The sequence below is a fragment of the Hyphococcus luteus genome (genome assembly GCF_002943565.1).
GTDB classification, from domain to species: Bacteria; Pseudomonadota; Alphaproteobacteria; order Caulobacterales; family Parvularculaceae; genus Hyphococcus; species Hyphococcus luteus.
This window is the reverse complement of the sequence record NZ_PJCH01000005.1, coordinates 533,607-546,768: the sequence shown is the minus strand read 5'-3', so window position 1 is coordinate 546,768 and position 13,162 is coordinate 533,607. Positions and strand designations below refer to the sequence as shown.

At 62.1% G+C, this 13,162-nt stretch carries 15 protein-coding genes; 7 read left to right on the top strand and 8 right to left on the bottom strand.

Annotated elements, in window-relative coordinates:
- The first annotated feature begins 11 nt into the window (after window positions 1-11).
- On the top strand, window positions 12-728 hold the full coding sequence (gene dnaQ / locus CW354_RS07605; RefSeq protein ID WP_104829415.1) for a DNA polymerase III subunit epsilon: 717 nt from the start codon (window positions 12-14) through the stop codon (window positions 726-728).
- A 7-nt stretch (window positions 729-735) separates the two neighbouring features.
- Here dnaQ and secB read toward each other — a convergent pair whose 3' ends face one another.
- Together secB and CW354_RS07595 are read right to left on the bottom strand one after the other, a co-directional pair.
- Entirely contained in the window at window positions 736-1,266 is a 531-nt protein-coding gene (gene secB / locus CW354_RS07600) for a protein-export chaperone SecB (RefSeq protein ID WP_104829414.1), read from the bottom strand.
- A 119-nt stretch (window positions 1,267-1,385) separates the two neighbouring features.
- Window positions 1,386-1,796 (bottom strand): FxsA family protein, encoded by a 411-nt coding sequence (locus CW354_RS07595; RefSeq protein WP_165793578.1) that lies wholly within the window; start codon window positions 1,794-1,796, stop codon window positions 1,386-1,388.
- Window positions 1,797-1,880: 84 nt separating this feature from the next.
- Between CW354_RS07595 and CW354_RS07590 the strand changes: the two genes are divergently transcribed.
- Genes CW354_RS07590 through CW354_RS07580 form a run of 3 tightly spaced genes read left to right on the top strand, consistent with a single transcriptional unit; the run spans window position 1,881 to window position 4,525 of the window.
- Window positions 1,881-2,528 (top strand): Tim44/TimA family putative adaptor protein, encoded by a 648-nt coding sequence (locus CW354_RS07590; RefSeq protein ID WP_104829413.1) that lies wholly within the window; start codon window positions 1,881-1,883, stop codon window positions 2,526-2,528.
- Window positions 2,529-2,576: 48 nt separating this feature from the next.
- The gene (gene mltA, locus CW354_RS07585; protein ID WP_104829412.1) at window positions 2,577-3,941 is read left to right on the top strand and encodes a murein transglycosylase A; all 1,365 of its coding nucleotides are present in this window, start codon (window positions 2,577-2,579) and stop codon (window positions 3,939-3,941) included.
- Complete coding sequence (locus CW354_RS07580; protein ID WP_104829411.1) at window positions 3,938-4,525, top strand: Smr/MutS family protein; 588 nt, start codon at window positions 3,938-3,940, stop codon at window positions 4,523-4,525. Before mltA ends, CW354_RS07580 begins: the two co-directional genes overlap by 4 nt.
- A 4-nt stretch (window positions 4,526-4,529) precedes the next feature.
- Here CW354_RS07580 and CW354_RS07575 read toward each other — a convergent pair whose 3' ends face one another.
- The 4 genes from CW354_RS07575 to hslV all read right to left on the bottom strand — a co-directional run bounded on the left by CW354_RS07575 (window position 4,530) and on the right by hslV (window position 9,607).
- Window positions 4,530-6,359, bottom strand: a complete 1,830-nt coding sequence (locus CW354_RS07575; RefSeq protein WP_133162215.1) for a hypothetical protein — start codon at window positions 6,357-6,359, stop codon at window positions 4,530-4,532.
- A gap of 263 nt (window positions 6,360-6,622) precedes the next feature.
- A complete protein-coding gene (hslU, locus tag CW354_RS07570) occupies window positions 6,623-7,930 on the bottom strand; it encodes an ATP-dependent protease ATPase subunit HslU (protein ID WP_104829409.1) in 1,308 nt (435 codons plus the stop codon).
- Window positions 7,931-8,077: 147 nt separating this feature from the next.
- A complete protein-coding gene (locus tag CW354_RS07565; RefSeq protein ID WP_108723953.1) occupies window positions 8,078-8,770 on the bottom strand; it encodes a VPLPA-CTERM sorting domain-containing protein in 693 nt (230 codons plus the stop codon).
- 291 nt (window positions 8,771-9,061) lie between these two features.
- Entirely contained in the window at window positions 9,062-9,607 is a 546-nt protein-coding gene (gene hslV, locus CW354_RS07560; RefSeq protein ID WP_104829407.1) for an ATP-dependent protease subunit HslV, read from the bottom strand.
- 150 nt (window positions 9,608-9,757) lie between these two features.
- On the opposite strand from hslV, the gene hisB reads away from it, so the two are divergent.
- Complete coding sequence (gene hisB / locus CW354_RS07555; protein ID WP_104829406.1) at window positions 9,758-10,351, top strand: imidazoleglycerol-phosphate dehydratase HisB; 594 nt, start codon at window positions 9,758-9,760, stop codon at window positions 10,349-10,351.
- A gap of 9 nt (window positions 10,352-10,360) precedes the next feature.
- Here the strand turns inward: hisB and CW354_RS07550 are convergent, their stop codons facing one another.
- Both CW354_RS07550 and CW354_RS07545 read right to left on the bottom strand, forming a co-directional pair.
- A complete protein-coding gene (locus CW354_RS07550) occupies window positions 10,361-10,591 on the bottom strand; it encodes a hypothetical protein (RefSeq protein ID WP_104829405.1) in 231 nt (76 codons plus the stop codon).
- A gap of 113 nt (window positions 10,592-10,704) precedes the next feature.
- A complete protein-coding gene (locus CW354_RS07545) occupies window positions 10,705-12,348 on the bottom strand; it encodes an EF-hand domain-containing protein (RefSeq protein ID WP_165793577.1) in 1,644 nt (547 codons plus the stop codon).
- 214 nt (window positions 12,349-12,562) lie between these two features.
- Here CW354_RS07545 and CW354_RS07540 point away from each other — a divergent pair, with 214 nt between their 5' ends.
- Both CW354_RS07540 and CW354_RS07535 read left to right on the top strand, forming a co-directional pair.
- Window positions 12,563-12,841 (top strand): hypothetical protein, encoded by a 279-nt coding sequence (locus CW354_RS07540; protein ID WP_104829403.1) that lies wholly within the window; start codon window positions 12,563-12,565, stop codon window positions 12,839-12,841.
- A gap of 26 nt (window positions 12,842-12,867) precedes the next feature.
- Window positions 12,868-13,119 carry a hypothetical protein gene (locus tag CW354_RS07535; RefSeq protein ID WP_104829402.1) on the top strand — a complete coding sequence of 84 codons (252 nt, stop codon included), beginning with the start codon at window positions 12,868-12,870 and terminating at the stop codon, window positions 13,117-13,119.
- Window positions 13,120-13,162: the final 43 nt, after the last annotated feature.

Here is a 13,162-nt window from a genome sequence, read left to right as displayed (position 1 = left end):
AAGGCGGCGGCATGCGGCAGATCGTATTCGACCTCGAGACGACGGGATTTAAATTTTCCGAAGGCCACCGGATTGTCGAGATCGGCGGCGTGGAAATGATGAACGGCGCCGTGACGGGGCGTAATTTCCATACCTATGTGAACCCCAAGCGGGACATGCCCATGGGCGCTTACGAGGTGCACGGGCTTTCCGCGGAATTCCTGAGCGACAAACCGGTTTTCACCGACCCGCTTGTCGCTGAAGCGTTCCTGGATTTCGTCGGAGAGGCGCAGCTTGTCGCCCATAACGGGATCGGCTTCGACCTGCCTTTCCTTAATGCGGAGCTCGAAGCGGCGGGGCTGAGAACGCTTCCCAAGGACAACATCGTCGACACGCTGCATCTTGCGCGCCGCAAATTTCCCGGCGCGCCGGCGAGCCTCGACGCGCTCTGCTCGCGTTTCGGCATCGACACGTCGATCCGTGAGCGCGACGGGCACGGCGCGCTGCTCGACTCCAAGCTTTTGGCGACGGTCTATATCGAGCTTACCGGGGGCCTGCAGGCCGGGCTCGATTTCAAGCGCGACGATGACGCCGCAGAGGCGGCCCGTCTCAATGGCGGCCGCGCCCCGGCGCGCCAGCGCCCCAACGCCCTTCCCTCTCTGGTGACGGCGGAAGAACGCGCGGCGCATGAAAGTTTCGTCGCCGAGCTTGGCGACGAGGCGGTCTGGAAGAAAGTGCTGGCCGGCTAGGCTTGTCTCAGGCCTGGCCTTCAGGGGCGGCGTTCTGGGCTGCGCCATTTTGAGCGCCTTCGGCGTTGCGGCGCTGCGCATTCGCCACATAGATGCTCATGAAATCGATCGGCTCGAGCATCAGCGGCGGGAAATTGCCGTTGCGCGTGGCGTCGGCGACGATCTGGCGCATGAAGGGAAAGAGCAGCCGCGGGCACTCAACCAGCATCACCATCTCAAGCTGTTCGCGCGGCACGCCCGTGATTTCGAAAACCCCGGCGTAGCTCGCCTCGACGACGAACATCGCTTCTTCATTGTCGCGATTGGCGCGGGCCGAAACCGAGAGCTCGACTTCATACTGGTTGGTGTTGAGGGCGCGGCCCTGCACGTCCACATTGACGTCGATCTTCGGCTGGGCGTTGGACTGATAGACGCCCGGCGCGCGGGGGTTTTCGAAGGAAAGATCCTTCAGATACTGCGCCAGCACGGTGAGCGAGGGCTGGTCTTGCGGGGCGCCCCCTTGCGGGTTTGCGTCAGGCGGGGTCGGCGTATCGGACATGAGATCGTTCCGTTAAGATTTTGCGGAATAAAGAGCGCGCTCCTTACACGCACCGCCGCGCGCCTGCAACCCGGCGGCCCTGCACGCCGATTGGCCTGCGATCCGCGGTGCGGGGGCCGTCAGCGCCGAAAATCCTCGTCATCGCGTAAGACGACTTCCTCATGACGCACGATATGCCCGCGCACCGCCTTGAGGGCCAGGCGGGCGATCATCCGCCGCACCGGCGGGACGAGCAGGATGAAGCCCGCCGTGTCGGTGAGAAATCCCGGCGTCATCAGGAAGGGCGCGGCGACGATCAAAAGCGCCCCGTCGACGGCGGAATCCACCGGCAGGCGGCCGGTTTCAAGGTCCGCGCGGGCCGCGTTGAGGGCGTGCAGCCCCTGCCAGCGGATGATAAAGCCCCCCAGAAAGGCCGTCAGGAGGCACATGGCGATGACCGGCAGGACCCCAAAGGCCTCCGCAGCGGTCAAAAGCACGTAAATTTCGGCGATCGGGCCGACGATAAACACGGCGATAAGGGCAAACAGCATGGGACCCCGGGTGTATTCTGCTCTATAGGTCCTATATAGAACGTGCTTGAGCAATATTAAGGTTTTGGAGCGATATTGCCCCCTATGGATCCAGTGCTTCTCTTCTTTGCAGGCGTCGCGGCGTTCGTCATTTTCCGGCTGATTTCGGTGCTTGGCGCCCGCACCGGCCATGAGCAGCGTCACGACCTCGAGGCGGTTCGCGAAGGCGCGCGCTCGCGGGCCTCGGACAATCCGGCCGAGGACGACGACAACGCCGCGCCGGAAGACGCCCCTCCCAAACCCGTTTCCACCAACGCCCGCGTCCTGCGCGACGCCGATCCCGCTTTTGACGAGGCGGCGTTCCTCGCCGGCGCCCGCGGCGCTTATGAGATGGTCGTGGAAGCCTTCGCGTCGGGCGATCTCAAATCGATCCGCCCCTATCTCGGCGAATCCGTATACGGCGCGTTCAAGAGCGCCGTCTCCGAACGCGATGCGGCCGGTTACCAGAGCGATCTCAAATTTGTCGGCATCGACCATGCGGCGATTGTCGACAGTTCGGTGGAGAACGGCGTCATGTCGGCGGTCGTCGAATTCACGTCTAACCAGGTGCGCGTCACGCGCGACCGCGACGGCGAGATTGTCGACGGCGATCCCAACCGCATCGACCTCGTCAAGGACCGCTGGACGTTTTCGCGCAAGCGCGCGAGCGGCGACCCCAACTGGACGCTTGTGGCGACCGGCGGCGCCGAATAAAACTTTCCGGCGCGTAAGAAGGGGAGCGCCGGTCTCCGTGATTTTTTCATGAAATCCGCCTCGGGAATGCTGCTGCGTCTGTTTCTGGCGGGCGCGGTTGTGTTGGCGGCCATTGCGACGGCGCTTGTTTTCACCGGCGTCGTCCCGCCCTATTACGCACGCAAGTTTTCCGACGAAGACTACGGCCCGCCGGCGCCCGGCTATCGCTTCGTCAGCTTTGACGACATTCCCGGCTGGCGTCAGGACGATCCCACTCTCGCGCTTGAAGCTTTTGTGCGCTCCTGCGCCAGGTTCGAAGCGCAGGGCAGCACGGCCCCGGCCAACCCCATGGAAAACTTAAACCTTTCCGATCCCTCGGTGACCTTTTCCGGAACCGTCGCCGACTGGTTGCGTCCTTGCGCCGAGGCGCGGGCTCTGATTGTCAGCGCCTATGCCGATCCGGCGAACCGGCGCGGCGCCTTCCGGTCTTTTTTCGAATTTCATTTCCAGCCGGTGGAGCTTTTCTCCGTGCGCGATCCTTTGCCGGACGGACGCGCCCGCCGCGCCGGGCCGCGCGTCGATCGCGAAGGAACATTCACTGGTTATTTCGAGCCGGTCTATCACGCCTCGCATGAAGCCACGCGAACCCATACGGCGCCGGTTCTTCCGCGTCCGGACGATCTTGTGGAAGTCGATCTCGGGCTTTTCCGCGATGAATTGAAAGGCGAGCGCATCGCCGGCAGGGTCGAGGCCGGGCGGCTTCACCCTTATGAAGCACGCAGCGGCATTGAATCCCATGCGGTCCCAAACGCGCTCGCCTGGCTCGATCCCAACGATCTTTTCTTTTTACAGATACAAGGCTCGGGCCGGCTCGTTTTCGATGACGGCGGCGTGATGCGCGTCGGCTATGCCGGTCAGAACGGCCATCCCTATACGGCGATCGGGCGCGTTCTGGTGGAACGCGGGGCTATGCCGCTTGAAGAGGTGACGATGCAATCGATCCGCGCCTGGCTCGCCGATGCGCCGGCGGACGCGGCTGAAGAGGTGAGAGACGAAAACGCATCCTATGTTTTCTTCAGGCGGCTCGATGCGGTCGATCCCGCGCTCGGCCCCCTCGGCGCGCAGGGCGCGCCCTTAACGCCCGGGCGCTCGCTCGCCGTCGACCGGCGCTATCATACGCTCGGCGCGCCGGTCTGGGTCGACATCGAGCCGGTGAGCGGCGTAGACGGCGGCAAGCCGATCCGGCGTCTCCTCATCGCCCAGGATACGGGCGGCGCTATCAAGGGGCCTTTGCGGGGCGATGTCTTCTGGGGCTCGGGCGAGGAAGCGGCGGTGATCGCCGGGGCGATGAACGCCAGGGGCTCCATGACCGTCCTCCTGCCCCGGCGGCTGGCCGAGCGTCTGCCCGCGAACCCCGGGGAAATCCGGCTATGAGCCGGCGGCGCGGCCTGACGCCCGATGAAGAGGCGCTGTGGCGCAAGGCGACGCGCGACGTCGCCCCGGCGCACGCCAAAAAGCCAAGACCTGAAAAGCTCGTTTCGGATCCGCAATCAGGGCCGAAGCCGTCTATCGGGGTTTCTTCGAAAGCCCGCTGCGCCGCGCCGAAGGCCGCCGGCGGCACGCTCGCGCATAAGGAGGGCCCGCTGCGCCGGCCTCAACAGCAGCACCCTTTTGCGGCGGGCGATCCGCGTCTCGACAAGCTGGCGGCCCGGGGGCGACTTGCGATCGATGCGACGCTCGACCTTCACGGCCACACCCAGCGCACGGCGCGCGGCGTTCTCCACCGTTTCATCGCAGAAGGCCATGCAAGGGGCGCGCGCTGTCTGCTGGTGATCACCGGCAAGGGGGCGGGCGATTTGACCCGCGGGCTCGATCAAGGCGTGGGACGGGGCGTCTTGCGGGCGCGGCTCGCCGACTGGATCGGCGAGGAGCCGGTGCGCAAATTCGTCTCCCGGGCGAGCCGGGCCCATCAGCGCCATGGCGGCGCCGGCGCGTTTTACGTTTTCCTGAAGCGTTGAACGTTTAGTTCGCGCCGTTCATATACCAGACGATCAGAGCGACAAGCGCAGCCGCCGGGACAAGGACGACCAACAGGCGCGACAGGCGGATGAACCAGGTTTCGGTCGCGTCCGCCAGCCAGGCGCTGACCCCTTCGTTCCACCAGCGGCGTGCGCGGTGACGCGGCAATTGCGCCTGTTCGAAAGGCATGGCGGCGAGCACGGTGACGCCGCGGTTTTTCCAGCGCTGGAAAACCTTCTTCATGGCGCCGTTGACGACGGAGCCGCGCATGCGGCGCGACAGCATGGCGAACGGGCCGTAGGCGAAGTCTTCGGGGTCGAATTCGATATCGAGCACCACCGGCGCCGGCCTGTCGTTTTCGCTGTCCTCGCCCATGCGCACGAGCGAATGACGCACGCCGTAATTTCTGAGGAAGTTTTCAACATCGCCAAGCGATGCGGCGCCGCCGTCGCGCAGGATGCGCAGGAGCACGCGCACGCCGTTCGACCCGCGGCTCTGCACCGAAAGCAGCACCCAGGCGAGCATGAGCGTGACGACGCCGAAGACGACGGCGCCGCCTGCGGTGAGGCCGGACAGCCAGTAAGGCAAGGCGTCGATATCGCTCATGGGCAGCGGCATGGAATTGTAGAGCCCGAAACCGCCGAGCGCGATCAGCGCAATGGCGACGGCCGAGGCGCAAAGCCCGAGAAAGCGCATCAGGCCCGCCGGCAAATCGATCTGCGGATGCGCCACTTTCTGGAGGCGCTGCACCCAGAACGCCGTCTTGGCGTCGGTGGTGCGGTATCTGTCTTCGAACAGCGTCGGGTCGGGATTGTTCTCGACCACCATGAAGCGCGTCTTTGTCGGCGGCGCGTCGTCGACATTGTCGTCGATGATGACATAGTCGGAAGAGCGCATGGCGACTTCGTAAGGCAGCACCATGGCGAAGAGGCTCGAGCCCTGCGCATCCGCCCCGAGGGTTGAGTAAAACCGCGTTTCGCCGCTGACCGGATCGAACATGGTGTTGGTCTGGCGCGACGGATTGATGCTCGAACGGGCGAGCTTCGCCAGCTCCCGGTGAGGCTCCACAAGCTGCGCCGTTTCGCGGACTTCGACGCCGACCGAGCGCAGGCCGTCGAGTTTCGACTTGCAGCGCCGCTGCGCCTCTGGGCCGGCGAACACCACATCGATCCGGTCACGGATCAGTTTCTGATCCGCCATATCAATGGGAAGGCCGGCGCGCGGCATTTCGATGTCATAATCGCCTGTCGGGTCGTTGCCGCTCGCGGAATCGAGAAGCCCCCAGCTTTTGCGGAAGCGCCTTTGCAGCGCTGAAAAGCCGGTGCCGGGATGCGACGATTGAATGAGATCGTAAAGCTGCGATTCATGCACGGCGAGACAGAGATTGTCCGTCGCCTCGATCTGTTCCACGCCGAGCACGGTGAAAAGCCCCGCCATGGCGCGAAGCGTTTCGAAATCATAACCCGTATACGGATGATAGAAGGGAACGACCGCAAAGTCGGCAGAGTCCTGCTTCACCGCCATCAGCGACTGCTCTTTGGTGCGCAAGGGCTGCGTCACGGCGTGAGCATAGTCGAAGCGGCTGTTCTTGGTGGCGGCGTCGATCTCGCGTTCAATGCCGGCGCCGATCGAGGAAAGCCCGCCGTCAGGGACGGTCTTGCGGTCTTTGGCGCGGTTCAGAAAAACCCGCGTGGCCTGATAGCCGAACCCCCATTCCTCGCCGGTGAAGGCGATGCGCGGGCGCTTCTTGCCCTTGTCGATTTCACTGGCGGTCGTCGTTTCAGGGGCTTTTTCGGAAAAGCGGGGATCGGCATCCTCGGCGTAGGACATCATCGTCCGCCGTTTCCAAGGCCGCGTTGCGCCGTCTGCCATGGTTCTTCCCCGCTCCTACTCCCTCAAGAACGGATAGATTAACCTGTCATTAACGATCGTGAAAGCCCGCTTTTTCGGGGCTTGAAGGGGCTTTTCCCGGTTTCCGGGGCTTTCGGCCGCCAAAGGGATCGGGCGGCAGGGGCGACCTGGCCGGAATCCCCGCTGCTGATGCAAAATCGCCGCGTAAAAGGCGACCGTTCCGGCGCCGAAAGCGGCCTTCCTATCTATAGGATATACTTGGACAAATCGGCGTTTTTGGTGATTTCGCCGAGCTCGTTCTCCACATAGGCTCGGTCGATGGTGACGGTCTCCCCGGCCCGGTTGGCGGCGGCGAAGGAAATCTCGTCGAGCACCGTCTCCATGATCGTGGCGAGCCGGCGTGCGCCGATATTTTCGACCCCGGCGTTCACTTCCGCCGCGGCGTCGGCGAGCGCGTCTATGGCGTCTTCGGTGAATTCAAGGGTCACCGTCTCGGTCGCCAGAAGGGCCGAATACTGCTTGATCAGGCTCGCCTCGGGCTCGGTCAGAATGCGCCGCAGATCGTCGCGCGACAGCGCATCGAGCTCCACCCGGATCGGCAGGCGCCCCTGCAACTCCGGCAGGAGGTCCGAAGGCTTCGACAGATGGAAGGCGCCCGATGCGATGAACAGGATGTGGTCGGTTTTGACCGGCCCGTATTTGGTGGCGACGGTGGCGCCTTCGATCAGCGGCAACAGATCGCGCTGCACCCCCTCGCGGGAGATGTCGGCGCTCGCCCGGTCCGACGAGCGGGCGATCTTGTCGATTTCGTCGAGGAAGACGATGCCGTCGTTTTGGACGAGATCCGCCGCCTCCCGGCCGATCGCTTCGTCGTCCATGAGCTGGTCGGCTTCTTCGGAAACCAGGGGTTCGTAAGCGTCGCGGATTTTCACGCGGCGCGTTGTTTTTTGTCCCTGGAAGGCTTTGCCGAGCATGTCGGAGAGGTTGATCATGCCCATTTGCGCGCCGGGCATGCCGGGGATTTCGAACATCGGCGAAGAGCCTTGCGTTTCGCGCAGGTCGAGCTCCACTTCGCGATCGTCGAGCTCGCCGTCGCGCAGCTTCCGGCGAAAGGCCTCACGCGTCGATTCCGTTCCATGGTCGCCCACCAGCGCGTCAAGGACGCGTTCTTCGGCCGCCGCCTGCGCCGCGGCTTTCACCTCTTCGCGTTTTTTATCGCGCACCATGCCGACGGCGATTTCGACAAGATCGCGGATAATGGAATCGACGTCGCGGCCCACATAACCGACTTCGGTGAATTTCGTCGCCTCGACTTTCAGGAACGGCGCCCCGGCGAGCTTTGCCAGGCGCCGGGAGATTTCGGTTTTGCCGACGCCGGTGGGGCCGATCATCAAAATGTTTTTCGGCGTGATTTCATCTTGCAACGAGCCCTCGACGCGCCGGCGGCGCCAGCGGTTTCGAAGCGCGATGGCGACGGCGCGCTTAGCGGCTTTCTGGCCGATGATAAAACGGTCGAGCTCGGAAACGATTTCGCGTGGTGAAAAATCAGACATCCAGATACGGGGTTTGAAGCGGCGTGAAAAATGACCGCCTTCACATAGGGCTTCCATGGGAAATCGCAATCCCGGCGGCGCGCGCGATAAAAAAAGAGCGCCCAAAGGACGCTCTTTAATTCCCGATTTTCAGGGATAAATGCGATTTTACGCTTTTTTCTTGCGGCTTGCGAAACCGAAGCCGGCGATGCCCGCCAGAAAGAGCGGCAGCGCGGCCGGAAGCGGCACTTCGGACACTTCGTCGAATTTCACTTTCTTCAGCTTCCATTCCGATTTGTGCAGGCTGCAATGGTTGCAATATTTATAGGTATAGCTGGCGCCGACGCCGAAAAGCTTGCCGGTCAAGAGGTCCATGGAAAGAAGGCTGCTCAGCGATACGCTGTCATAGCCCGAATCCAAATCCGAATCGATCAACACGCGCTGATCAAGCGAGCCGTCATTGTTGCTGTCAACAAAGAAATCAAACTTCGCGTAGCTGTTCGCGTAATTAAACACGAGGTCGGTGAGTTTGACGGTCGTGTCGAAGGCGAGGATCAGAACTTCTGGGAAATACCCGTCAACGGTGTGTTCTCCGTCATTTTGATCATGAGAGACGCCTGTTCCGTAACTGGGATAAAGAACCGGCCGTGCATTATACTTGCCTTCGGTGACGGTCGCCGCGGCGTCGTCGTCATAAAGGCCGGCGGTGACTTTCATGGTGACGCCGTCATCTTCATAAGTTTGCGATGAAGACGTGCCCGAGACGTAGTCGGTGTAGTTGTAGGTGGAAATCGTCGTGGCGTGTGCGCCGGTAGCGCCGCACAATGCAGTGGTTGCTGCGATGGCAAGAAGCTTTTTCATATATCCCCCGGACAAGACTCAAGTTCACTGATAAGGCGTATCAAGGTGAAACAGCCGGGTTAGTCAATCTTGTTTTTTGCGGCGCAACACAACCTTGGGCTGTATCGAGGGCGGCGATTTTTCTGCGCATTACAGGGGCTTACAGCCAGCGTTGGCGAAAACATTATTTATCAAAAGATTAAGCGGGATCCCCCGCCCTATTCCGGACCAGACGCCGCCGGCCTGACCTTACAGCCCTGTAAGATTTCCTGAGGGGTGTGTCTTTTCGGCGACGATAGAGGCCTTTTCGGGCTAGGAGACGATGGTCTCCAGCGTCAGGGAGTCGTTCGTGTAGACGCAGACCGAGGCGGCGATGGCCATGGCCTTGCCGACGATCTCCTCCGCGGACAGCTCGGTTTCCTCGATCAGCGCGCGCGCGGCGGAGCGGGCGTAGTCGCCCCCCGATCCGATGCCAGCGACCCCGAATTCCGGTTCGAGCACGTCCCCCGCCCCCGACAGGGTCAAGGTCACGCCCTTGTCAGCGACGATCATCATGGCTTCGAGGCGGCGCAAATATCGGTCCGTGCGCCAGTCCTTGGCCAGTTCGACGCAGGCGCGTGTCAGTTGATCGGGATATTGCTCGAGTTTCGCTTCGAGCCGTTCCAGGAGGGTGAAAGCATCGGCGGTGGCTCCGGCGAAACCGGCGATCACCTTGCCGCCGGCCATGCGCCGGACCTTCCTCGCATCGCCCTTCACCACCGTCTGGCCGAGGCTCACCTGCCCGTCCCCGCCGACGCAGACCATGCCGTTTTTGCGGACGGCGAGGATCGTGGTTCCATGCATTGACACATTGCTCATGATTTTTGCTCTATTTTCAGCATCTTGCTTCAGCTTTCCCGCGCCGTTCCGTAGACGGCGCGGCGGCTTATATAGTAATGGCGGCGGGCGCCGACGATATCCTGATGGGGTGAATGCCACCGCCGGCGGCAGGCGTCAAAGGAGACGGCCATGAGAGCGGCGACAGTTGAGCGGAAGACGCGGGAGACGGAGATCTTTATCTCCCTCGATCTCGACGGCGCCGGCGATTACGACGTCGAGACGGGCGTCGGTTTCTTCGACCACATGCTCGAAGGCTTCGCCAAGCACTCGATGATCGATCTCAAGGTGCGGGCCGAAGGCGACCTTCATATCGACATGCACCACACGGTCGAAGATGTCGGCATCGTGATGGGCATGGCGGTTGCGAAAGCGCTTGGCGACTGCGCCGGCATTCGCCGTTTCGGCGCGGCTTATATCCCCATGGATGAAACCCTGTCGCGCGCGGCCATCGACATTTCAAAGCGCCCCTATCTCGTCTGGCGGGTGAATTTCGCACGCCCGAAAGTCGGCGACATGGACACCGAACTTTTCAAGGAATGGTTCCACGCCTTTGCGACGAATGCGGGGCTTTGCCTCCATGTGGAAAATCTCTACGGCGAGAACACGCACCACATTATCGAAAGCTGCTTCAAGGCGACGGCGCGCGCCTTGCGCGAAGCGCTGGAACTCGATCCGCGCAGCGACGGCGGCGCGCCTTCGACAAAAGGATCGCTGGGCAGTTAAAGCGTCCCGCTAGTTAAAGAAGTAGGCGGCCACAATCGCCATGACGAAAACCGCGCCGGCGACGGACGCCATCAGAATATAACGCACATGGTCGCCCGTGTGGCCCTGTCGGACTTCTTCGGTGGTAAGGGCTTCCGGCTGTCCGTCTGCGGTCTCGTGGTCGGAGACGCGGATTGCTTCAGCGGTGTTTTCCGCTTCACCCGGCTCTTTGCGCTGTCTTTCCTGCGTTTCTACAGCCATTGCTGTCCTCCTCTCCGTGACGAGGAGCTAATCAACTCCTGAAAAACAAACAGCATACGGTGAAAATCGTTCCTGCAAGGGGAATGCGGCTCGCGCGCTTGGTTAAAATATGATCAGCGGCAGAGCAGACTGCTTCCCGCCAGCTGTTTGCCGGTCTCTTCGGAAATAACGCAGCTGTGACTGGGGCTTCCGGCGGGCATGGGCACGTCCTTCGCCAGCATGAATTTCACGGAATGGCCGCCGGCGAGACCCGCTGGAAAGCGGGCGATGGGTTTTTTGATATAGTAAGTCCCGTCGCTCAACCGCTCGATCTTGTCTTCCTCCATGAGCTGGATGAGGCCCGCCTGCTGCGGCAGCACGTCATAAGGTTCCGCCGGCCGCGATGCGATGACCGTCTTTTTGTCGATTTCCACGACGCCGCCCGGCGAAAAGCGGTTGAACATGGCCACCGTGTTGGCGTCCGCCTTTGCTTGCGCAGGCTGTTCTTTTTCGGTTTTCTCCGTGAGATTGGTGACGGTTCCGTCTTGTTCCACAAGAAAGCGGGTCGGACCTTTGACAAAGACGACGCCGGGGCCGGCGCTGCGTTTTTTATCGGGCATGACGCCGGAGGGCGCGCCGATGCTGCTGATGGCGTAACTGGCGATCAGCTTTGCGACCGGACGTTTTACAAGCGTTTCGAGAATTGCTTTCGCCTGCAGCGCAGCGCCGCTCGCGGGCTTTGAGAAATATTTGAAACAAGCGCCGGACGGGAGAAAAGTGATTTTTTCTTTCGGCACGCCGACGACCCCCACGCCGCTATTGGCGCGCTGGGCGACAACGACGAATTTTGCGACGCGTTTCACGTCGCCTTCAACGCGCCAGATGAAAGGATCAAAAGTGGTTGCGAAAATATAAAGCGGCTTCTTTCCGGGTTCGATAATCATCTTTCCGGTTGTCGTCGTGCGATCCATGCCTGCAACGGATACGGACGAAATCGCATCGCCTTCATAGCCGCTGATGAGAATCACGTCCTCGCTGCGGCCGGCTTCGGGCGGTTTGCAGTGAAGCGCCTGTTTGGGATTTGCCCGTGCGGCGATTGCGGCGCGGCTGCTCGCATTGATGGCGTCGCGGGCCGCAACCATTTCCTCGTCGTCGAGAATGGCGTCGCCGTTCTCGTCGAAATGGGAGAAAGTCTCCTTCCCGATCTCAAGAAGTTCTTCCGCCGTCAGCTTTCCGTCCTTGTTCGGATCGAGCGCCAGAAGACCTTCAAGCCCGGTGCTCCGGCGGCGTGTGGAAAGTTTTGCCTTCTCCCCCGCAAAAGCGTGGGCTTCGGCGAGCGAAATCTTCTTGTCGCCATTGGCGTCGGCGGTGAGAATTTTCTGCACTTCGGCGTCGACGCGGCGGCGGACATCATCCTCGCTTTCCGCGCCGCGCATGCGCGTGACGTTGTTCGGCAGGCCGGCCTTGATCTCCTTGATCGTGATGACGCCGTCGCCGTTCTTGTCGCGGCGCAGCTCCTGCTGGAAAAGCGAGAGCCGCCGCTGGGCGTAGTTGTTCTGCTCGATCTCGTCGAGAACGCCCTGGTCGATATAGCGGCCTTCATGGCCCTGGCGGCGCAATTGCGTCAGGAGCTGGCTTAGATAGGCCTCGCGGTATTTCGCGGTGAGCGGGCGGGTCAGCGCCTGGGGAAATTCCGGCGCCGGCGGTTCGGCCGCCGAAGGCGTGGCGAGCAAAATCAGGATTGCCGGACAAACGGTTTTTAGAAAGCGGCTTCGCATCGTGCGTCTCCCCTCGCCGTCCAGCCCATGATCTGCGTTCAACCTTTCGAAATGCTTTCTCGCCCCTGCAGGATTCGCGGGAATTGCAGCTCGCTCAGTTGACCCTGGCCCGTCTTCAAGGTCAGATCGCGGCCGGTTGGGGGCGTCTTGAAGGCGCCGTGCGTTGCGTACCGCCCGGGGACCGGGTTTAGGCGTCAAGCAACAGGGGTCTTTCATGATCATTAAGAAAACATGCGTCATCGCCGTCGCGGCGGGCGCCATCATAGCTGCAGGCGTGACAAGCGTGCAGGCCGGCGAATGGGCCGACGCCTGCGTCGAGACATTGGAGGCGGACGGCCGCGATGCGTCGGGCTGTTCCTGCCTCGAAGAGGAAATCGTTGCGAACGATCTCGCCGATGAATTTCTGGAGCTCGCCGAAATCGCCGATCCGGGGGAGCGCTATGACGCCGCCTCGGACGACGCCAAAGCCGCCATGGACAAATGCACCCGCTAGAACGGGGCCGACACGGAGGAAACGACATGAAGAAAATCGCACTTGCGCTTGCCCTGACGGGGTTTGCGATGGCCCCCGCTTACGCCGGCGATCTTGAGGGCCATTGCGAGGCCTATGCGGAAGAAAACGGGACCGATGCGTCAGGCTGCGCCTGCCTTGCAGAAACCGCGGACGCTGACGCCACGGAGGAACTCCTGGCCGTGGCTGCGCCGGAAGATCTTGAGGGGTTGAGCGACGACGCCAAGGCGGCCATCGAGGCCTGCTTCCCGGCGGCCTAAACGGGCCCCGTTCCTATTCGGGCATGAAAGAGCCGCGCGGGGC